Here is a 20,892-nt window from a genome sequence, read left to right on the forward strand (position 1 = left end):
GCGCAGAGGCGCAGGGAGTGCTTGAAACAGGTGACTTGAGAGGGCGTCCACGGGCTTCGTAAGCGGTTGATAATACTATGCTTATTACCAAAGTCGTAGATGAGCGTCTGTCCAGCGGGTCAGGTGAGTGACGCATTGGTTCGTGATTGGAATCAATGCTGTTCCAGTGGAGGGATATCTCGCGTGGCGGGTTTCGTCCACAATGCGCTCATTCCACATTGCACGAAACGGCAGTCTGGATTCGGTCGATGGCTGGCGCCTGTCAAGACGTCTTCCACTTTTTTGAAGATGGCATGCATCCAACCCGTTGGCGCAAGCGTAAGACTCTACAAGCACAACGGTGAGGGTTTCAGCAGGGTAGAAAGACATACTGCTGACGAATGCCTTCCTCATGATCGCGACCAAAGTTGAAGTGTCAGGCAGCGGTACCGGAGCAGACCTGAGTGACTGATCGACATTCGATCACTGGCGACATGCACCTTCATGGTTGTACAGAAGTGATGCAAAAAGCTTGCAAGGGTTTTGCGTGGTGAGGGACTTAACCACTTACGGGTACCGAGGCAATGACAAGGCATCGCAATCTGGTTCTTTGATGGAAACAGTGAGCTGCCAGCGACATGGCTAGTGTGATAGCGCAATAATCATTAGTCTGTTAACAAGTTAGGCGGGTGCAGCCGAGACTGCACACGACATCACAAGGGCAACATCGCCCAGGACAAGCAAAGGAAAATCATCATGAAAACTCTGAACCTCAAGACTCTGATCGCCGCCGCCGCTCTCGCTACCGTGAGCACTGCCTCCTTCGCAGCGGATGACAGCCCGGCCGCACAGCGTGTTCAGCAGTCCGTCAGCCAGGACGTCGTCGTCGGCACTGCCCAGCAGGCACCGACTGCCCAGGCCACTTTCGCCGATACCGGCATGAGCGTTGCCGCAGGTCGTGTCGAGACTGCCCTCAATCAGTCCGCCATCGAAGGCAAGGGTGTTGCCACCGTCAGCCGCGAGCAGGCCTTCGACAACGACGCCGGCAAGAGTGTCGCTGCTACCCGCGTTCAGCACGCCCTGAGCGACAGCAACGTCTGAGCCATTCAGTCGTCTTGCCCGGGCACTCACGCCCACTGACCACTTTGTTCATCGAGGAGATTCATCATGAAAACCATCAAGACTCTGATCGCCGCCGCCGCTCTCGCTACCGTCAGCACCGCCACCTTCGCCGCGGACGACAGCCCGGCCGCCCAGCGTGTCCAGCAGTCCATCAGCCAGGACGTCGTCGTCGGCACCGCTCAGTCAGCCGCTACCCAGCAAGCCAGCTTCGCGGAAACCGGCATGAGCGTCGCGGCAGGTCGCATTCAGCAGTCCATCAGTGCCGATCGCATCCATGGTCAGTCGCACACCGTGGCCACTGCCAGCCAGGCATTCGATAACGATGCCGGCAAGAGTGTCGCAGCGACTCGCGTCCAGCACGCCCTGAATGACAGCAACGTCTGAACCATCGTCAAGCCTGACCTGGATTGCCGGGTCTGATCATCGCTTTGCTTTTTATCGAGGAGATACACCATGAACACTCTCAAGACTCTGATCGCCGCTGCCGCACTCGCCACCGTCAGCACTGCATCCTTCGCCGCCGACGATAGCCCGGCTGCCAAGCGCGTCCAGCACAACGTCAGTGATAGCGTCATCCATGGCTCTGCCCAGCAAGCTCCGACCGCCCAGGCGACCTTCGCGGAAACCGGCATGAGCACCGCTGCTGGCCGTTTCCAGGTGGCATCCGGTGACGACGAGATCCGTGGCCATGATCGCTCCATCCATCTGCAGGAATTCGATGTCGCCAATGATTCCGGCGATAGCGTTGCCGGCACCCGTGTTCGTCACACCGTGAGCGACGTCAACGTCTGAGACGCCCGACGTCTGCGTCAGGCGCTTGCAGGCCAGGTGTCTGCACTGACATGACCTTTTTCGACAGGAGAACCCCCATGCAATCCCTCAAGTCTCTATTTGCCATTGCCGCATTGTCCGTTGCCGCCACTGGCGTGGCCTCTGCCAATGACAGCGAAGCCGATGCCCGCGTCCGTGCCACCCTCAGTGATCGCGTGATCATGGGCCAGGCACAGCCGGTGACTCAGCAAGCCGCGCTGCATCACGATGACGCCGTGGAAACCGGCATGAGTGTCGCTGCTAGCCGCGTCCAGAAGTCCATCAGCAACGCCGGCGTCCAGGGCACCACCCGTGCACTGGCGAGCGATTCGGCTGATTACGTCAATGATGCTGGCAAGAGTGTCTCTGCTACACGCGTCGAGCATGCCTTGAACGAAAGCGCATGATCTCTCGTCGGCGGATGAACATCCTCCGACTCTGCAAGACAGCCAAGGATGCCGATATGCCATCGACTTGCCCCTGTCAGTTGCTGAATGGACCCACTGACCATCGTGTCGCGTCATGATGGTCAGTGTCCCAGAGAAGAATACGTGAGAGAGAAGAACGCTTGAGCAAGTGTTTTGGCTGAGTGGAAGCCAGTGTGGAAGTGCGCACTCGTCGTCAACTGCAGAGCCCTTGCTCAAACGCTTTCCTGTCCTGAATGTCCTGTCCCGACATTCCCTGCCCGCCATTGGTGGGCTTTTTTCGTTGCATGAAGGTAATCAGCAGCGGAGATCGGCAGCAGGGAGAGGCAGCCGGGACAGGCGGGCCGGACAGAATGGTGGGACAGAAAGCCGGGTCATGCCGCGACCAGCTTGGCCTCCATCAGGGTTTGCACATAGGGCGGCAGGTCCCCTGTGGCGAGGCTTGCGACATCTCCCAGATGCTCGGTGCGGCCATTGCGCAGCACCAGTACGCGGTCCGCGAAATGACTGACCAGCCCCAGGTCATGGGTGACGAAGACCAGGCTCAGGCCGCGCTCACGCTTGAGGCGTTGCAGCAGGCGAATGATGGCCGCCTGTACCGAGACATCCAGCGCCGAGGTGATCTCGTCACACAGCAGGATGTCGGGCTCGGCGGCCAGCGCGCGGGCGATGGCGACGCGCTGCTGCTCGCCCCCTGACAGCTGACTGGGCAGACGGTCGAGATAAAGCGCGGGCAGGCGCACCTCTTCCAGCAGCGACTGGGCACGCTGGCGGGCGCCATCGCCCTTGAGATCGAACCAGCGAGACAGCACCGGCGCGAGGGATTCGAACACGGTCAGACGAGGATTCAGCGCCGTGCTGGCATGCTGGAAGATGTACTGGATCTTCTGACGCTGCACCGGACGCCGCTCGGCGACCAATCCCGCCAAGGACTCCTGACGCAGACTGAGCTGTCCGGAGACGGGGGAGAGCAGGCCGGCCAGCGCCTTGAGGATCGAGGTCTTGCCGCTGCCGGATTCGCCGATCAAGGCCAGCGTCTCGCCTTGCTGGAGCGAGAATGCCACATCGCTGACGGTGAGCGCCGGCGTTTCACCGCGCAGGCGCGCCAGCCAGCCGGGCATGCGATAGCACAGGTTCAGCGACTCCACGGCCAGCAGCGGCGCGATGTCCAGTGACGTGGCTGACTGCGAGTCGTTCTTTACGCGATCGGCCCGCTCATCGGTTGCTGCGTTACTTTCCGCACTTTTCGCACTTTCTCCGCTCTCCGCATGCGCTCTGCCCACTGATTCATGACCCTCCAGCGCATGATGGCAGGCGTAGCGACCTTGCCAGCTCGGCACGCTGTCACGGCACGTCTCACTGGCGCGCGGACAGCGCGGTGCGAAGGCACAGCCCTTGATGGCGCTTCCCACCAGGGGCGGAGTGCCTTCCAGCGCGGCGTCAGGTCGATAGCACTGACTGCCCGGAGTCGCGGCCAGCAGCGCGTGACCATAGGGGTGGCGCGGGCCGTTGAGGAAGTCGCGAGTCGCGGCGACCTCCACCAGCTGACCGGCGTACATCACCGCGACGCGGTCACACAGGTGAGATACCGCGCCCAAATCATGACTGACGAAGACGATGCTCATGCCCAGCTCAGCGCGCAGCGAGGCCAACAGCGCCAGAATCTCATTCTGGGTGCTGGCATCCAGGCCGGTGGTCGGCTCATCCATCACCAGCACTCGTGGGCGTTGCGCCAGGGCCAGCGCCAGACTGGCGCGTTGCTGCTGTCCGCCGGAAAGCTGGTGCGGATAGCGCTGCATCAGCACTTCGGGGTGAGGGAGGTGGACGCGTCGCAGCCATGCCACGGCCTGCTGTTCACGTTCCGCCTTGCCTTTCACGCCCTGTGACAGCAGCGTCTCGCACAGCAGGCTGCCGAGCGTGAGATGGGGCGTCATGGCCTTTTCGGCATGCTGGGACACCAGCCCGAGCCTGAGTTCGCCCAGCCAGCGCCCCGGTTGATGATGAAAGCTCAGCTGGCGGTGCTCGTCGTGAAGAGGGTCATGACTTGTAGAGGCAGTGGCAGAGGTAGAGGCAGTGGCAGAAGTGGAGGCAGTGGCGGGCGCAGGTAAGGCGACACTCACCTCGCCGGTGCGCACCAGGCTGCCCCGACGCAACAGGCCCAGCATGGCCGTGGCCAAGGTGCTCTTGCCGCTGCCGGACTCGCCCACCAGACCCAGAATCTCGCCCTGGCCCAGGCTCAGGTCGATACCGCGCAGCACGGGTCGCCAGGTCTGCTGGCGATCATGAAAGCCGATGTTGAGATCGCGAACGCGGATCACGGCGTTGTCCGTCATGGCGTCACCTTTGGAATTCGAAGTCATTCGGGGCGCCCCGCACGGTCGATGCCCAGTGTCTTGGCCAGGGTGTCGGCGACCAGATTGATGGCGATGATCAGGCTGGATAGCGCCACGATCGGCGGCAGCACGGCCCAGGGCGCAAACGACATGAAGCCGCGGCCATCGGCGACCATCAGCCCCCAGTCCGGAGTCGGCGGGGAGACGCCGAAGCCGAGAAACGACAGCGAGCTGAAGGCCAGCAATGCCCAGGACCAGCGCATCGCCAACTCGACGAGGATGGTGTCGAGCACATTGGGTTTGATCTCGCGCCACAGCAGGCGCATCAGGCTGTCGCCGCGCAGTCGTGCGGCCTGTATATAGTCAAGGCACAGCACTTCGCGGCACGCAGTGACCATCACGCGCACCACCGCCACGCCATAGAAGATGCCCAGAGTCAGGATGAAGACCAGCGGGCCGGGGCCCATCACGCCGATGACCAGCAAGAGGAACAGTAGCCAGGGAATCGACAGCAGGGCGTCCACCAGACGCATGGCGATGTTCTCGACCCGCCCGCCGATGATGGCCAACAGCATGCCGCAGGCGCTGCCCCATACCACGGCCAGCACGGCGGCCGGCAGCGAGGTGTAGATGGCCTCGCGGCCCCCGGCCAGGGTGCGGCTGAGGACATCGCGGCCGAGCTGGTCGGTGCCCAGCCAATGTTCGGCACTGGGGGGCAGCAGTGAAGCGAGACTGTCACCCGCAGAGATGTCATGGGGCGCCAGCCAGCGGCCAGCGACGGCCAGCAGAAGATGCAGGCCGATCAGCACCAGGCCCAGGCGGCCCTGGCGATTGGCCCACAGCAGCGCCAGGGTGTGTTGACCCGGCAGGCTGGCCAGGGCCAGTCGCGGGCCGCGTGCGGTCGTCGAGGAAGAAGCGTTCATGAGTGACTCAGGCTGTCTTGAGTTTGGGATTGAGCACGATGACCAGCATGTCGGCGACTAGATTGCACAGCACATAGGTGACGGAGAGCACCAGTGCGCAGGCCTGCACCACCGGCATGTCGCGGTCATTGATGGCCGAGATCATCAGGCGCCCCAGCCCCGGATAGTTGAAGACCTGTTCGACGATCACCACGCCGCCCAGCAGCCAGGCGATGGTCATGGCGGCCAGACTGATGGTCGGCAGCAGGGCGGCCGGTGCCAGATGACGGATCACCAGTCGCCAGCGCGGCAGCTGGCGGATACGCGCCATGTTCATGAAGTCACTGTCCATCACGCTGATGGTGTTGGAGCGGGTCATGCGCATCATGTGTGCCATGGCCACCAGCGCCAGCGTGATGGCGGGCAGCCAGACACCGGGCAGCAGGTTCCACAGGCTCTCGTTGGCACCGGCCACGGTGATGGCAGGGAACCACGGCAGCCAGATGGCGAAGGCCAGGGTCAGCAGGGTGGCGCTGATGAATTCCGGCACCGTCATGGCGATCAGCACCAGGCTGGAGAGGCTGGAGTCGATCCAGCTGTCGCGCTTGAGCGCCGCGATCAGCCCCAGCAGGATGGCCAGCGGAATGGCCATCACGGTCGCGATGCCGCCCAGCAGCAAGGTGTTGGCCAGACGCGGCATCAAGGTATCGCTGACCGGTGCACGACTGGTCAGCGAGGTGCCGAAATCACCACTCAGCAACTGCCCCCACCAGCTGACGAAGCGCGTCGTCACCGGCGTGTCCAAGCCAAGCTCGGCGCGACACTGGGCGAGATTGATCGGTGTCATGCTGCGTCCCAGATAGTTGACGCAGAAGTCGCCGGGCAGCATCTCGATCACCCAGAACACCACGCAGGCCACGAAGACCAGCGTGAAGCCGCCATACAGGCAGCGCTGCAACAGCATTGCCCACATCTCAGTTCACCTCTTGAAGATCACGTGCCCGCTGTGGCGTCGAAGCCTCACAGAGGGGCGGCAGGCCCAGCACCTGACGCAGGCGCGGGTGGAGGGCCAGTGACTCGAGTTCAAGGCGCTCGCCCGCAGTGATTGACGGGCCATGCAGAATGGCGAAGCGCTGATCCGACGTGGCGCCGGGGCCGAAACCGTGTGTGGAGACATAGCCGGGCGCCGCCACCAGCTCTGCGTGATGGGCATGCTTGCAGGCGGGTTCGAAGCTCATGCCAGGCGGTGCCTGATAGAGTTGGATATGCTTCACGCCCGGGGGCAGGAAGTCGGCCGCCGCAAGCGGCGTGACGCCGAACTCGGCCAGGCGCGCGGCCTGCTCGCGTTGGCGTTCGTCATCATCACAGGCCACCAGCAACAGGCCACCATCACATTGCAGCGCGACATCCGGTAGAAGGCGGTCTGCCACCAGCGCCCGCTGGACCGGGGCATGGCCATGATCACTGAAGACACACAGGTGATAGGCCTCGCGCTTGTTGATGGCCTCAAGGCCGGCCAGCAGGCTGCCAAGCTGGGCATCGACCATCATCAGGGCCCCATCGACCAGGGCGTCATCATTGCCATGCACATGCAGGCAGTAATCGGGAGTGTTGAGTTCGAGCAGCACCAGCTCTGGCGTTTCGCGCTCGATCAGCGACAGTGCCTCGTTGAGCAGTTGCTGGTCATTGCTCATCGCGCGCATCAGGGCGTCATTGCGGGCATCCCAGTGATTCAGACGCGGCGCGGTCATGCCCTTGGCGCGCAGGTCGCCTTCCTCCCACCAGGGCGACAGATACCAGTCGCAGCTCTCGGGGCGGGCCAGCCCGAAGCCGAGGCTGGCCACCCGCAGTCCTGCCGCGCGCGCGGCCTCGAGCAGGGTCTCGCCACGCAGGTCCTCGACCGTTGCAGGGCGAAAATGCCCTGCAGTGGCGCTGGCGTCTGAGGCGTGACTGTTGCTATCCGTTTCAGTCCCTGTATCAGACGCAAACTCCGTCTTCGTCTCAGCACCGGGGCAATGGATGCCGTTGGAATAGATACCGTTGGAATAGATGCCGTGCACCTGAGCCGGTTGCCCGGTCAGGACGCCCGCTCGCGCGGGCATCGAATTGGCATTGGTATCGGCACCCAGGCGCTCGATCAGCAGGCCGTCTCTGGCAAGGGCATCGAGATGCGGCAGGCGCGCCCGCGTCTCGGCGAAGCGCTGACTGCTGATGCCGTCCATCAGAATCAGGATCAGGCCAGGGCGGGACATCAGCTCTCTCCCTGCTTGTCGACCTGGTGCCAGCGAATCGCGAAGTGTTCGACTGCCGGGATATGCACCTCACGCTTCATGACGCGGTTGTTGTTGAGGTGGAAGGGAATCAGCGTCGCGCCGGTCTCGGTCAGCAGCGCCTGGGCCTGGTGATAGAGCTCGGTGCGAGCTTCGTCATCCAGGGTGGCGCGCGCCTTGGCGAGCAGGGCATCGAATTCGGGGTTCTTGTAGGCCGACTCGTTCCAGTTGGCCTCGCTCTGGAAGATCTCGTTGAGCACCTGATCGGTCGGGCGCTGGCCCCAGGCCGTGGTGAAGGCCGGCTTCTTCATCCAGGCGGTGTTCCAGTAATCCGCCGCGGGCACGTTGTGCACGTTGACGGTGATGCCGGCCTCGGCTGCCTGACGCTGGTAGAGCTCCGTCATCGGGCGGAAGTAGTTGTCGACGCCGCTGGTGTAGACGTCGATCTCCAGCCCATCGGCATACCCCGCGTCGCTCAGCAGGCTGCGAGCGGTGTCGAGGTCCTGCGGGCATTGCTGCGCCAGCTTGTATTGATCGCCATTCCAGACCGGATTGTCACAGGTAATGGTGGCGCCGCCCTTGCCGAACAGCAGGTTGACCATCTCTTCACGGTCGGCCACCAGACGCAGCGCACGGCGCACGCGCACATCCTGGAAGACCTCGTCGTCGGCGCGGAACACCATGCCACGCCAGTCGCCGGTGGCGATGGAGTCGTAGTGGTAGGCCGGATTGCTGGAGAACAGGCGCAGCTGCTGGGCGTTGACGCCATTCCAGCCCGACCAGTCAATCTGGCCGGCCAGCAATGCCTGGGTGCGGGCGTTGTCATCGGGAATGCCGATCAGGTCCATGCCATCCAGCTTCGGTGCGCCTTCCCAGTAGTCAGCGAAGGCTTCGAAGGTGGTGGTACCCTGCGGATCGAATTCGACCAGCTTGAAGGGGCCGGTGCCGATGCCCTGCAGTGAAGTGTCGTCATCAAAGCCGACCGGCACGATCTTGGCGCGGTAATCCATCAGCAGAATCGGCAGGTCAGCATGGGACTGGCTGAGGCGGAACACGATCTGGCCGGCCTCATTGACGCTGACGTCCTCGATGACTGACAGCGCGGCACGTGCCGGGGCATCGCGCTCGGGGTCGAGCAGACGCGTGAAGCTGTAGATGACGTCATCCGCGCTCAGCGCCTTGCCATTGTGAAAGCTGACTCCGTCACGCAGCGTGAAGGTCCACTCATCGGCAGCGGGGTTGGCCTGCCACTCGGAGGCCAGATCCGACACCGGCTCGCCCTTGCTGCCCTGACGGACCAGGCGGCTGTAGATCAGCTGGTTGGCCGAGTAGAAGCGCGTCGGGGAGATGGGGTCCAGCGACTCCTTGCCACTGAACTCGACCCAATGCGGGGTGCGCAGTGTCTCGGCATGGGCCAGCTGGGGGACGGCCAGTTGGGCGAAGGCGGCAAGGCCGATGGCGGCGATCAAGGGCTTCTTCATGTCAGGCTCCAGGCAAGGGCAACGGTCAGGGACGGTAGTCAGGGACAGTGGTCAGATACGGTCATCAGTGACAGCAAGCAGGTTCCGCAAAACCGGGTCAGGCCGACAGGCAGGCCGTTGGTTGGCTCGTGGCGCAGCCCGCCGGGACGGTCGAACTGCGGCAACGCTGTCGTCTTGAGGCGTCATCTTTGGCGCAGATGATGACGTTTCCGTGACAGATGCCAGCCGTTGGCCGCAACAAAAACTGCGACTGTGCCTTAGAAATTCTGAGGCTCGCGTCTTCCTGCCCGTGCTAGCGGGGCTGGGAGGGCATCTCGCTGGTGACAGGATTGGCCTGAGAGGTGTGCATGGTGCTGCGCAACCAGGCACAGAAATCGTTGACCGCCGGGGCATGGCGGCGCTCCGGAGACACCAGCAGGTACTGGCTGCTGGTGCTGGGCATGCGCAAGGCGTGCGCCAGTTGCAGGCGTCCGTTCTTGATCAGGTCCATCACGAAGGACTGGCGGACGAGCAGGAAGCCATGTCCCTCGAGTGCCGCGGCAATCGCCAGACTGGCATTGCCGAACTTGAGGCCGGCCGGCGGGATGTGGCCGCGAAACTTCTGCAGTCGGAACCAGTCCAGCCAGCTTTCGCGGTAGCCGATGCACTCGATTCGTGGCGCGCGGGCCAGCTCGTCGAGTGGACTCGCGGGTGAGGCATTGGGGGCGAGGGAGTGATGCAGGAAGGTGGGGCTGGCCACGACGACCCACTGCTCATCGGCCAGTTTCTCGTACTCGCGCCCGCACCAGCCGCCGTAGCCATTGATGATCTCGATATCGACATCGGGCTGCTCGTCCGGGAGTACCTGGTTGTGCGGCAGCACCGTGACCTGGATGTTCGGATGCAGGCGCTGGAAGTCCTTGAGCCTGGGGATCAGCCAGTATTCGACGAAGCTGTGATTGGAGCGCAGCGTCAGGCTCTGTTGCTCATCGTGCTGGAAGAGGGTGGCGGTGCCGCGCTTGAGGGTCTCGAACACGCCACTGACCAGCGGCAGATAGGCATGCGCCTCGTCGGTCAGCTCGATGCGATTGCCGCGGCGCACGAACAGGCTGACCGCGAGGAAGTCTTCCAGCTGCTTGACGCGCTGACTGACGGCGCCCTGGGTAATGCACAGTTCGGCGGCGGCGCGGGTCAGGCTGCCGAGGCGTGCGGTGGCCTCGAAGGCGGTCAGGGCATTGAATGGGGGCAGGCGCTGAGCGAGGCGCTGGGAAGGGTGATAGGCAGGACGCGACATGCAGAACTCCAGCTTGACTGAGCCAGTCGCCGCATCGGCGGCTGGTGCTGAAGCCATGACTGCAGATCCTGCCGCGGCACGCGGCCGGGCGCTCATTCTTGCAGCCGTGCATGACGATGACGTGACAGTGTGCGCGTATAAAAACTAAGGCTCGCCGCCAGAAAGTCTCGCTATGGTCACGGGTCTGCGTTCACTAGCATGGCGGGCATTCACTGGCGGATCGCTCGTTTGACATGAGCGCCAGCCACACCCGTTCGTCATGCCGTGCCTTGCGGCTTGTGATCGCACTCGACAGACAGGAAGACTCTGCATGCCTCGCCTCGCGTTTGACGCCGAACAGCTTCACCTGACTCTGGATGATGGCCAGACCCTTGCCCAGCATGTGCTGTGGCTGCAAGACCATGACCCCGCCCGTCGCCATGCCAATGGCCAGCGTCTGGACAGTGTGCTCGACCTCGACTGGGACGCCGCCATCAGCGAGGCGGCGCTTGAGGAGGGCGACGTCCTGCGAGTGACACTGAGCAATGCACGCGAGATTCGCTACGGCGTCGATGAGCTGGCCGCCTTGAGTACCGGCTTTCCCGATGAGCGCAGCAGTGCGCACAAGACGCTGTGGCAGGGCAGCGAGTTCTCGGTCGCCCGGGTCGAGTGGGCCGATGTCATCGCCGGGGGAGAGGCGCGGCGCGAGGCACTGGCCTGGGTCCGTGACACCGGGGTGGTGTGCCTGCGTGGCGTGCCTGTCGAGCCGGGCAAGGTGCTCGAGGTGATCGCGCAGTTCGGGTATGTGCGCGAAACCAATTACGGCAAGCTGTTCGATGTCCGCACCGAGGTTTCGCCGAGCAATCTCGCCTTCAGCAATCTCGGACTCGGGGCGCATACCGACAACCCCTATCGTGACCCGGCGCCAAGCATCCAGCTGCTGCATTGCCTGAGCAACGAGGTGGAAGGCGGCCAGACCCTGCTGGTGGATGGCTTCGCCGCCGCCGAGCGCCTGCGCGAACTGGCGCCCGAGAGTTTCGCGCTGCTGACGCGCACGCGGGTGCCGTTCCGCTTTCATGACGCGGACCATGCCGATCTCAGAAGCTGGGTGCCGTTCATCGAGACCGACCACAAGGGCAACATCCGCCAGGTGCGTTACAACAACCGCTCCATCGCCTCGCTGCCGCTGCCGCTTGAGGCGCAACGCGCCTTCTATCGTGCCTATCACGACTGGGCGCGCGTGATCGGTCAGCCGGAGCAGGCCACGCGCCTGCGCCTTGCCCCGGGGGACTGCCTGCTGTTCGACAACAGTCGCGTGATGCATGCCCGTACCGCCTTCGTGGCCGGTGGCAATCGTCATCTGCAGGGCGCCTACGCCGATCTCGACAGCCTGTATTCCACCCTCAATCTGCTGGAGAACGCCCGATGATCACGCAGCCTGCCAACGCCGAGGGCATCGTCGGCTTGATCGAGGACATCTTCGCCCTGCACGGTGCGGACTCCTATCTGGGCGAGGAGGTGACCATGGCCGAGCACATGCTGCAGGCGGCGCATCTGGCCGAGCAGCAGGGGGAATCCGAGTCGGTGATTCTGGCCGCCTTGCTGCATGACGTGGGGCATTACGCCAATGGGCTGCCGCCGGAGGTCTTGATGAACGGCCAGGACAATCGTCATCAGGTCAGCGGTGCCGACTGGCTGGCGCGCTTCTTCCCGGCCGAGATCGTCGAGCCGGTACGCCAGCACGTGGCGGCCAAGCGTTATCTGGTCGCGGTGGAGCCGAGCTATCGCGCCTGTCTGTCACAGGCCTCGCTGGATAGCCTGGCCCTGCAGGGCGGGGCGATGGAGCCGCACGAGGCCGCGGCCTTTGCCCAGCTGCCCCAGCTTGCGGCCATTCTCAAGGTGCGGCGCCTGGATGATGCCGCCAAGGTGGCCGGCATGCAGACGCCGGACTTCGCTCACTACAAGCCGATGCTTCAGCGCTGGGTGCTGGCGGCGGTATGACGGGCTTTCCGGCGTCTCAGCCCTGTTGGACATCCCAATAGGGCGGGCTGCCGAAGTATTCGGAGAAGTAGTCCAGGAAGGCGCGCACCTTGGGGGCCAGCTGGCGGTTGCTGGGATAGACCGCCCAGATGCCGGTCTCGCTGATCAAGGGCGTCTCGGGCAGCACCTCTACCAGGCTGCCTTCGGCCAGGTGGCGGTAAATGCTCCATGTCGAGGACAGGGTGATGCCCAGGCCAGCGGCGCAGGCGTCACGAACGGCTTCGCCATTGTCGGTGCGGATACGCCCCTTGACGCGAATCGGCTCGACGCCGTTCTCGCACTGAAAGCACCACTGGTCCATGCCGATCAGGGTCAGGCATTCGTGTTCGTGCAGCATCGAGGGATGCGTCGGTGTGCCATGGCGCGCGAGATAGTCCGGCGAGGCGCACAGAATGCGCTTGTCCGGTGCCAGGCGCCGCGCGATCAGGCTGGAATCCTTGAGGGCGGAGTTGCGGATGGCGATATCAAAGCCGCCCTCGACCAGATCGACGATGGTGTCGGTCAGTCGCAGGTCCAGTTCGAGATCAGGGCAGCGCTCGAGAAAACCGGCCAGGCCCGGCACCAGGTGCATGCGCCCGAAGGAGGCGGATGCGGTGATGCGCAAGGTGCCGCTGGGGGAGGTCGTGCCGATGCCGACGGCAGCCCGCGCGGCCTCAGCGCTGATCAGTACCTCCTCTGCATGGGGGAGAAAGGCACGACCTTCTTCGCTCAGTGCCACATGACGCGTGGTGCGATGCAGCAGGCGCACCCCCAGACTGTCCTCGAGCTTGCGCAAGTGAGAGCTGGCGACGGCGGGCGACAGTCCCAGGTCCTCGCCGGCCTGACTGATGCTGTTCACGGCGGCCAGGCGGACGAACAGCTTCAGGTGCTCAAGATTCATGCGGGTGTCCTCATTTGCGTCGACGTGCGTGGCTCCCGATGGCGAGAGGCACGCCAGCTACGGCTTGGCGCAATGTTCGTGACGTCCACTACATCCAACAAGCTCAATACGTCCAACACGCCCAATACATCCAATACTTTCAATAAAACCAATAAACTGATTGTAGTTTATCGCCGTTTATCATTCAGGCCCATGACAATTATGCTGGCTCCACATCCACGCAGGAGACAGACTCATGAAAGCGATGCTCGTCAAATCATTCGGTGGTCCCGAGGTGTTCGAAGCGGCCGAAATCGCCAAGCCCCAAGCGGCGGCAGGTCAGGTACTGGTGCGTATCGCCGCCACGAGTATCAACACCGTCGACACCATGATTCGCGAGATGGGCCCTGAGCTGCCACTGTCTCCCGCACTGCCGTCGCTGCTGGGCATGGACTTCGCCGGTACCGTCGAAGCCGTGGGCGAGGGCGTCGAAGGCTACGCCATCGGGGATGAAGTCTATGGTTGTGCTGGTGGCCTGGCCGACCTTCCGGGCACCCTGACCGCGTATATCGCCGCCGATGTCCGCCTGATCGCCCACAAGCCGAAGTCCTTGAGCATGGTGGAAGCCGCGGCGCTGCCGCTGGTCGGCATCACGGCTTATGAAGGTCTCAAGCGCGCCAACATCGAGGCCGGTCAGAAGGTGCTGGTTCACGGTGGGGCGGGTGGTGTGGGGCACATCGCCATCCAGCTGGCCCGTCACTTCGGTGCCGATGTTGCCTCTACCGTCGGTCGTGATGAGCACGAGACGCTGGTCGAAGGGCTGGGGGCCAGTGCCATCAATTACCGCAATGAGCAGGTCGCCGACTATGTGGCCAAGCACACCGACGGCAAGGGCTTCGACATCGTGTTCGACTCCGTCGGCGGCGCCAACCTGCCGACCTCCTTCGAGGCTGCCGCGCTCAATGGCCATGTCTCGACGACCGTGTCCTTCATGGAAATCGACCTGTCCACCGCGCACTTCAAGGGCCTGTCACTGCATGTCGTCTTCATGCTGATCCCGATGCTGCATGACTTCCGTCGTCAGCAGCACCACGAGATTCTGGCCGACATGGCGCGTATCGCCGATGCCGGCGCGCTCAAGCCGATCATCGATGATCAGGTCTTCCCGCTTGAGGAAGTGGGCCAGGCCCACGCCCGCCTGGGCAGCGGCAAGGCAACCGGCAAGGTCATCGTCGAGGTCTGATAGCGGGACCTGATAGAGAGGTCTGATAGCGAGACCCGCCAGCCATCCAGGCGGCAGCATTTGACACTGCGCTGGCACAGATGAACGACAGGGTGTGGCCATAGGGCACGCCCTGTCGTTCGCGTCTCAAGCGTCGTGTGACATTTCAAGGAGAGAGCGCATGAAAACCATCCTTATCACCGGTTCTACCGATGGCATCGGCCTGGTCACGGCCAAGGCCCTGCTGGAGCGCGGCCATCGCGTGCTGATTCACGGGCGCAGCGAGCAGAAGGTCAATGGCGTCGTCGCCGAACTTGCAACGCTGGCAGGGGCTGAGCGTGTCGCAGGTTTCGTGGCCGACCTGTCCGATCTGGCCGCCATCGATTCACTGGCAAGCGAAGTGCTGGCGGCCAATGCCAGTCTGGATGTCCTGATCAACAATGCCGGTGTCTTCCAGGCCCCCAGCGTCGTGACGGCTGACGGTCTCGACCTGCGCTTCGTGGTCAACACCCTTGCCCCGTATCTGCTCACCCAGAAACTGGCTTCGGCACTGCGTCCGGCCGGGCGGGTCGTCAACCTGTCCTCGGCGGCTCAATCCTCCGTGGACCTGAAGGCGCTGATCGGAGAGGTCGCGTTCAACGACCACTACGCGGCCTATGCCCAGAGCAAGCTCGCGATCACCATGTGGACCCGCACGCTTGCCCAGGACTGGGAAGGCCAGGGACCGATCCTGATCGCGGTCAACCCGGGCTCTCTGCTGGCCAGCAAGATGGTCAAGGAAGGCTTCGGCGTGCCGGGCAAGGACCTGGGTATCGGTGCTGATATCCTGGTGCGTGCGGCACTGGATGAGGAATTCGCCGGCGCCAATGGTCAGTACTTCGACAACGACGCCCAGCGATTCGCACCGCCGCACGCCGACGCACTCGATGATGCGCTGTGCCGTGAAGTGGTCGCGACGATGGAGAAGACGCTCGGCTCTCTGGCTGGCTGAAGCGCGCCGGGAACCGCTGTCACGCTGCAATATGACGCCTCGCTCATGCTGATGATCTCTCAGCGTGGGCGGGGCGTCGTCGTATGCAAGGGCATGCAACGGCTGGCGGATGGATGGCGCCGGCTAGCCTCAGAGGCGATCGATCGCGGCGCTGACCTGCCGGGCACCGGCCAGGATCTCGGCGATGACCGCCTGGGTCTGATCGACGCTCTGCTGGCCGGCTTCACTGTGGATGACGACGGTATTCATGCGCTCGCCCCCCTGGCGGATCAAGGCCGTGTTGTCGCGCAATACCTTGCTGATCTGCTCGGCGGATTGCGTAGTGGCCTGTGACAGGCGCCGAACCTCGTGGGCCACCACCGCAAAGCCTCTGCCATGATCCCCCGCGCGGGCGGCTTCGACCGCCGCGTTCAAGGCCAGCAGGTTGGTCTGCTGCGCAATGTGGGAAATGCTTTCGGCCATCTGGTTGATGCTTCTCACATGATGATTGAGCGCCTCGATGACCTGCCGCGCCGTCGCGACTTCCGTGCCGGCGCGGGTGACATCCTCCACGGCGGCCGCCAGTTGTGTCAGGCCGTCAGCGGCGATGGTCTCCGTCTGCTGGGCGCTGGTGCGCGCGGCAGTGACGGCGTCTCGCGTTGCCTGATGCTGCTGCATCTCGGCGGTGATATCGCTGGCGAACTTGATGACGCGAACCACCTTGCCGCGGGCATCGAGCACCGGGTTGTAGGTCGCTTCCAGCCAGATCGGGCTGCCATTGGCCGTGACGCGCGCAAAACGCCCCTGTTTGAAGCTGTTGTTGGCCAACTCGCGCCAGAAGTCGGGGTTTTCCTCATAGAAGCTGTCAGCGCAGAAGCGACGATGATGCTGCCCGATGACGTCATGGGCCTGATACCCCATCACCTTGAGGAAGTTGTCGTTGGCCTTGAGCACGGTGCCATCCGGCGCGAATTCGATCACTGCCATCGAGGTGTTGAGCGCGGTGAGAATGGCGTCCTGACTGCTGGCGCTCTCGTGACGCTCACTGACATCGCGGGCAATCTTGATGATGTAACGCACACGCCCGCGGCGAGTCATGACCGGCAGGTAGGTCGCCTCCAACCACAAGGTCGCGCCTCTGGCATCACGTCGCTCGAAGGTGCCACCGCGTGAATGGCCGGCGGCCAGCTGTTGCCAGAAGTGTTGATAGTCCGGGGCCTGATGGACCTCGCTCGAGCAGAACATTCGGTGATGCTGCCCCACGACCTGATCACGGCGATAGCCCGTCGCTGACAGAAAGGCGTCGCTTGCGCCAAGAATGCTGCCATCCGGGCGAAAGAAGATGCAGGCAGTGTGGTCTTCCAGCGCACGGCGCAGGGCCTGGGCACGATCGAGCAGCATGGGAGAGTTCCTGGCAAGAGAGGGGAGGCACCAATCCGTCATCGACTGCGGACATCCTTGATGCGATTGTGCTGAAGTAATGTTTATTTACTGTTGAATCTACTATCGACACTGCTTCGCCAATCTTTAGCATCAAATTCCTGATGCTGTGGGTATCAGGATTCTCATCAATACGCTTGCCCCGCACGATTGCTCGGGCGGGGCGGGGTGGGATGTGAGGAGTGAGGTGTGAAGCGAGCTGAAGCCAGAGGCTTGAGGCATGCCATAAGCTCGGCGGCTGGTTGATGGACTTCTCTTGGCTAGGGCTTGGGATAGACAAGGCCAGGAAGCATCTCCTCAAGCAACATGGCCGCATGCATCACTTTCATATCCTGGAACTTTCCTCCCACCAGATGCAGTCCGACAGGCAGCCCATTGTCATCCAATCCGCAGGGGAGTGATGCCGCGGGTTGTTGGGTCAGGTTGAAGGGGTAGCTGAACGGCGTCCAGTCCATCCAGTCAGTGTATTTCTCGCCGGGTGGGACGTTGTGCCCAGCGACAAAGGGTGAAATGGGCAAGGTGGGGGTAACAAGCAGATCCCATTGCTCGTGGAAGGATTGCATGTGTGCGCAAAGTGCAGTCCGCTCTCGTCTTGCCGCCAGATATTGCGACAAGGAAATGTTGTTGCCGCGCTCTGCAATGTCCAGCAAGCCCGGGTCCATTTGCTCTCGCTGGCTGTCGGTCATCTTTTCGACCACCTGGGTGGCACCCGCGAACCACAAGGTATTGAAGGTATCGAGGGGACAGGAAAACCCGGGGTCTATCTCGATGACGTCAGCGCCCAGTCTCGACAGTAGAGCGACCGCTTCGTCCACTCGCAGGCGTATGTCCTGTGCAACGTCGACATACCCAAGCGTCGGGCTGTAAGCGATTTTCCATCCTTCAAGAGACAATGGGAGTGGCGCATTCCAATGAATACCATGCGGGTTGCCGAGCAATCCGTCTCGGGCATCCGGTCTTGCCATGCTGGCAAGCATCAGGGCGCTATCGGACGCCGTCCGCGTCATCGGTCCCAGGTGTGAGAGTGTCGACATGGCGCTGGTCGGCCATTGAGGTATCCAGCCAAACGTGGGTTTCAGGCCGAAGGTGCCGGTAAAGCTGCAGGGTATGCGGATCGAACCGCCCGCGTCACTTCCTTGATGGAGCATGCCCAGGTTCAGCGCGGCCGCTGCTCCAGCCCCGCCTGAGGATCCACCCGACGTCAGCGCGGTATTCCAGGGGTTGCGCGTTACGCCATGCAGGGGGTTGTCCGTCACTCCCTTCCAGCCGTACTCCGGTGAGGCTGTCTTGCCGAGAAAGACGGCGCCTGCCTTGCGCAGGCTCGCGGCGACGGGGGAATCGACGTCACTCCCCCCGTCGGGTGATGTGGTGGCGGAGCCGTACCGGGTCGGCATGTCCTGGGACAGCGTCAGGTCCTTGAGCGTTGTCGGCACACCGTCCAGCGGGCCGCAGGGCGAGCCGTTCATCCAGCGGGCTTCGGCGTCTTTCGCCGCCTTCATTGCCCCATCATGGGCGATATGCACGAAGGCATTGACCTTGGGGTTGAGCGTATCGATACGCTCCAGGCAGTCCCGGGTCAGCTCGACAGGGGATAGCTCACCCTGGCGAAATAGCGTCAGGGCGTCAGTGGCGGTCAATTCAGATAATTGCGTGGGAAGAGAGGCTGGGGTCATGTCAGATCCTGTCCATTGGCTATCAAGTGCCGGCTATCAGGTACTGTGATCAAGCACTCGCACGTGGGACGTTCTCGGCACGTGAGATGTTCTCGGCAATGAAAAGGGCCTGCGCAATGCAGGCCCTTGTCGCTGGTCAGCGGGCTTCGATCACCTGAGGTGAGGGAGCCGCATCATCTTCCAGCTGCTCCGGGTGATATTCCGCGGTGTAATCCCGACGCGCCCGCGCGAAGCGTTCCACCACATCGGCATCCTTGCGCTGCAAGGCCAGGCTGATGATGACGAAGGCTGACGCATTGAGGATCAGGCCCCAGATGCCGGCATGCAGGCCAAGCGGGTTGCTGACGCTGGCGCCGTAGGACAGCCAGAGGACGGTCACGATACCCAGGATCAGGCCCCAGAAGGCCGCTTGCGGGTGTGCCTTGCGCCAGGTGATGGCGCCCAGTGTCGGCACGATCAGCTGAGCAGTGCCCGCCAGTGCCGCGATCCCGATGGTGACGAGCAGCCCCGGAACGGTCAGTGCCAGGATGTAGGCCGCCAGAGAGAAGCCGACCAGAGACAGGCGCCCGATGTGGACGATGCGCTTCTGATCCGCTTGCGGGTTCACGTAGCGCTTGTAGATATCCATGGTGACGACGGTCGATACCGCATGGATCTGGGAGTTGGCGGTGGACATCGCCGCTGCCGCGCCAGCCGCCATGATCAGTGATGCCAGCAGATAGGGCGCATAGTTCATCAGCATGACGGGCAGGATCTGGTCAGCATTCTCCAGGCCAGGCTCCAGCAGTACGCCGGTGTACCCCGTGAGTACCGAGCCGAAGTAGGCGAAGGCGGCGAGCCCCAGCAGGAAGGGCATCAAGCCGAACAGCTTGCCGCTTTTCACCGAATACATGCGCAGCCAGATCTGGGGACCCATGAAGGCGCCGATGGCCACGATCACGAACAGAGAGAACCACATGGAGTAGCCCATGTTGCCATTCGGCCCCGGCAGCGTCAGATGCGCGGGCGAGTCGCTGGCGAGCTGAGCGAACATGCTGGTCGGGCCACCTGCCTGGCCGGCGATGTAGTAACCCGCATACATCATGCCGAAGAACAGCAGCGCCCCGTAGATCACATCTGTCCAGGCGATGGCGCGAATTCCGCCGACCCACACATAGACGATGATGATGAAGTAGAACAGCAGTGCGGCCAGCCAGAAGGGCACGACGCCACCGGAGGCGACCTCGATCAGGTAGGCGCCGCCTGTCAGCTGGATCTGCAGATATGGCACGGTAAAGATCAGCGTGATGACGGCAACGAGGACTCTGAGTGCTTCACTGTTGTAGAAATCGCCCATCAGGTCTGACGGCGTCAGGTAGTCAAAGCGCTTGCCGAGATACCAGACGCGCTTGCCCACCCAGTAGTACATGAAGCCGAAGAGCAGGTTCCACGCAAGCGCGGTGAGATAGATCGGGCCACTGGTGTAGAAGGTGGCATTCGATCCCAGGAAGGCAAAGGCGCTCCACCAGGTGGCCGCCACCGTGAAGAACACGGCAATGCTGCCCATGGCCCGCCCCTGAACGAAGAAGTCTTCGCTCGTCGTCTGGGACTTGCGGGCCGAGACGAGCCCGACGATCAAGGGAATGATCATGAAGGCCGCGATGATCAAGATGCTTCCAGTCATGGTGAGCTCCTCAGCGCTTGCCGCCGGTGGAAGGGGCTCTGGCGCTACCCCAGTTGGTCAGGTAGGCATACAGGAACACGGCGGTGAGGAAGCCCCACCACACCAGGTTCCAGACGAGGAAGAACGGAACTCCCATCACCATGGGCTCGATCTTGTTGGCCATCAGCATCAATGGACTCTCGAGCATCAAGAATCCCAGCAGCATGCTGCCGTAGATGGCGACCTTGCGGGTCGTGAAGCGCTTTCTCATTGCATTCCCCTTTATTGTGGTTGGTGGGGCGGGTTGTGACCTGTCGTGTCGATGGCAGGGAACCAGGCATGGCAAAGCATCAATTATTGTATTTATGCGTATAAATTAACCAATAGGTGACAATCCCCCTACCGTCAAGGAAGTCACGGCGTTTTCGCTTTTCGCCTCACCCGCGACGCAGGCCCCCAAAATCTGGATAAT

Annotated in this window: 19 protein-coding genes; 8 read left to right on the forward strand and 11 right to left on the reverse strand. The window is 62.8% G+C overall.

Translation table 11 applies throughout. From position 1 onward, the window contains the following. Positions 1-735 precede the first annotated feature (735 nt). From LCW13_RS07165 to LCW13_RS07180, 4 genes are all read left to right on the forward strand, one after another. Positions 736-1,080, forward strand: a complete 345-nt coding sequence (locus tag LCW13_RS07165; RefSeq protein WP_043334022.1) for a hypothetical protein — start codon at positions 736-738, stop codon at positions 1,078-1,080. Positions 1,081-1,146: 66 nt separating this feature from the next. Continuing rightward, positions 1,147-1,485 (forward strand): hypothetical protein, encoded by a 339-nt coding sequence (locus tag LCW13_RS07170; protein ID WP_054555881.1) that lies wholly within the window; start codon positions 1,147-1,149, stop codon positions 1,483-1,485. Positions 1,486-1,554: 69 nt separating this feature from the next. Then, positions 1,555-1,893, forward strand: a complete 339-nt coding sequence (locus LCW13_RS07175; protein ID WP_175090547.1) for a hypothetical protein — start codon at positions 1,555-1,557, stop codon at positions 1,891-1,893. Between the two features lie 77 nt (positions 1,894-1,970). Then, a complete protein-coding gene (locus LCW13_RS07180) occupies positions 1,971-2,318 on the forward strand; it encodes a hypothetical protein (RefSeq protein ID WP_175090546.1) in 348 nt (115 codons plus the stop codon). A 392-nt stretch (positions 2,319-2,710) separates the two neighbouring features. On the opposite strand, the gene LCW13_RS07185 is transcribed toward LCW13_RS07180, so the two are convergent. The 6 genes from LCW13_RS07185 to LCW13_RS07210 all read right to left on the reverse strand — a co-directional run bounded on the left by LCW13_RS07185 (position 2,711) and on the right by LCW13_RS07210 (position 10,652). Continuing rightward, on the reverse strand, positions 2,711-4,669 hold the full coding sequence (locus tag LCW13_RS07185) for an ABC transporter ATP-binding protein (protein ID WP_175090545.1): 1,959 nt from the start codon (positions 4,667-4,669) through the stop codon (positions 2,711-2,713). 23 nt (positions 4,670-4,692) lie between these two features. Further along, the gene (locus LCW13_RS07190; RefSeq protein WP_043332303.1) at positions 4,693-5,592 is read right to left on the reverse strand and encodes an ABC transporter permease; all 900 of its coding nucleotides are present in this window, start codon (positions 5,590-5,592) and stop codon (positions 4,693-4,695) included. 7 nt (positions 5,593-5,599) lie between these two features. Continuing rightward, positions 5,600-6,544: an ABC transporter permease gene (locus LCW13_RS07195; protein WP_054555884.1), complete on the reverse strand. Its 945-nt coding sequence runs from the start codon at positions 6,542-6,544 to the stop codon at positions 5,600-5,602. Between the two features lies 1 nt (position 6,545). Further along, positions 6,546-7,823: an alkaline phosphatase family protein gene (locus tag LCW13_RS07200; RefSeq protein ID WP_225347908.1), complete on the reverse strand. Its 1,278-nt coding sequence runs from the start codon at positions 7,821-7,823 to the stop codon at positions 6,546-6,548. Beyond that, complete coding sequence (locus tag LCW13_RS07205) at positions 7,823-9,322, reverse strand: ABC transporter substrate-binding protein (protein ID WP_175090543.1); 1,500 nt, start codon at positions 9,320-9,322, stop codon at positions 7,823-7,825. The genes LCW13_RS07200 and LCW13_RS07205 overlap by 1 nt, the downstream gene beginning before the upstream one ends. Before the next feature lie 292 nt (positions 9,323-9,614). Beyond that, the gene (locus LCW13_RS07210; RefSeq protein WP_052384372.1) at positions 9,615-10,652 is read right to left on the reverse strand and encodes a LysR substrate-binding domain-containing protein; all 1,038 of its coding nucleotides are present in this window, start codon (positions 10,650-10,652) and stop codon (positions 9,615-9,617) included. A gap of 253 nt (positions 10,653-10,905) precedes the next feature. On the opposite strand from LCW13_RS07210, the gene LCW13_RS07215 reads away from it, so the two are divergent. Further along, positions 10,906-12,003 (forward strand): TauD/TfdA family dioxygenase, encoded by a 1,098-nt coding sequence (locus LCW13_RS07215; RefSeq protein WP_175090541.1) that lies wholly within the window; start codon positions 10,906-10,908, stop codon positions 12,001-12,003. Beyond that, the gene (locus tag LCW13_RS07220) at positions 12,000-12,575 is read left to right on the forward strand and encodes an HD domain-containing protein (protein WP_225347909.1); all 576 of its coding nucleotides are present in this window, start codon (positions 12,000-12,002) and stop codon (positions 12,573-12,575) included. Before LCW13_RS07215 ends, LCW13_RS07220 begins: the two co-directional genes overlap by 4 nt. A gap of 16 nt (positions 12,576-12,591) precedes the next feature. Here LCW13_RS07220 and LCW13_RS07225 read toward each other — a convergent pair whose 3' ends face one another. Further along, the gene (locus LCW13_RS07225; protein WP_043332286.1) at positions 12,592-13,494 is read right to left on the reverse strand and encodes a LysR family transcriptional regulator; all 903 of its coding nucleotides are present in this window, start codon (positions 13,492-13,494) and stop codon (positions 12,592-12,594) included. 235 nt (positions 13,495-13,729) lie between these two features. Between LCW13_RS07225 and LCW13_RS07230 the strand changes: the two genes are divergently transcribed. Both LCW13_RS07230 and LCW13_RS07235 read left to right on the forward strand, forming a co-directional pair. Continuing rightward, the gene (locus LCW13_RS07230) at positions 13,730-14,716 is read left to right on the forward strand and encodes a zinc-dependent alcohol dehydrogenase family protein (protein ID WP_225347910.1); all 987 of its coding nucleotides are present in this window, start codon (positions 13,730-13,732) and stop codon (positions 14,714-14,716) included. 160 nt (positions 14,717-14,876) lie between these two features. Then, positions 14,877-15,686 carry an SDR family NAD(P)-dependent oxidoreductase gene (locus LCW13_RS07235; protein ID WP_215824274.1) on the forward strand — a complete coding sequence of 270 codons (810 nt, stop codon included), beginning with the start codon at positions 14,877-14,879 and terminating at the stop codon, positions 15,684-15,686. Positions 15,687-15,815: 129 nt separating this feature from the next. Here the strand turns inward: LCW13_RS07235 and LCW13_RS17465 are convergent, their stop codons facing one another. The 4 genes from LCW13_RS17465 to LCW13_RS07260 all read right to left on the reverse strand — a co-directional run bounded on the left by LCW13_RS17465 (position 15,816) and on the right by LCW13_RS07260 (position 20,691). Next, positions 15,816-17,066 carry a methyl-accepting chemotaxis protein gene (locus LCW13_RS17465; protein ID WP_318527680.1) on the reverse strand — a complete coding sequence of 417 codons (1,251 nt, stop codon included), beginning with the start codon at positions 17,064-17,066 and terminating at the stop codon, positions 15,816-15,818. A 299-nt stretch (positions 17,067-17,365) separates the two neighbouring features. Next, positions 17,366-18,778 carry an amidase gene (locus LCW13_RS07250; RefSeq protein ID WP_225347911.1) on the reverse strand — a complete coding sequence of 471 codons (1,413 nt, stop codon included), beginning with the start codon at positions 18,776-18,778 and terminating at the stop codon, positions 17,366-17,368. Between the two features lie 136 nt (positions 18,779-18,914). Continuing rightward, complete coding sequence (locus LCW13_RS07255) at positions 18,915-20,441, reverse strand: sodium:solute symporter family protein (protein WP_225347913.1); 1,527 nt, start codon at positions 20,439-20,441, stop codon at positions 18,915-18,917. Between the two features lie 10 nt (positions 20,442-20,451). Next, positions 20,452-20,691, reverse strand: coding sequence for a hypothetical protein (locus LCW13_RS07260; RefSeq protein WP_107335026.1), 240 nt, complete (start codon positions 20,689-20,691; stop codon positions 20,452-20,454). Positions 20,692-20,892: the final 201 nt, after the last annotated feature.

Origin of the sequence: Cobetia amphilecti (assembly GCF_020217465.1) — a bacterium.
GTDB lineage: Bacteria > Pseudomonadota > Gammaproteobacteria > Pseudomonadales > Halomonadaceae > Cobetia > Cobetia amphilecti.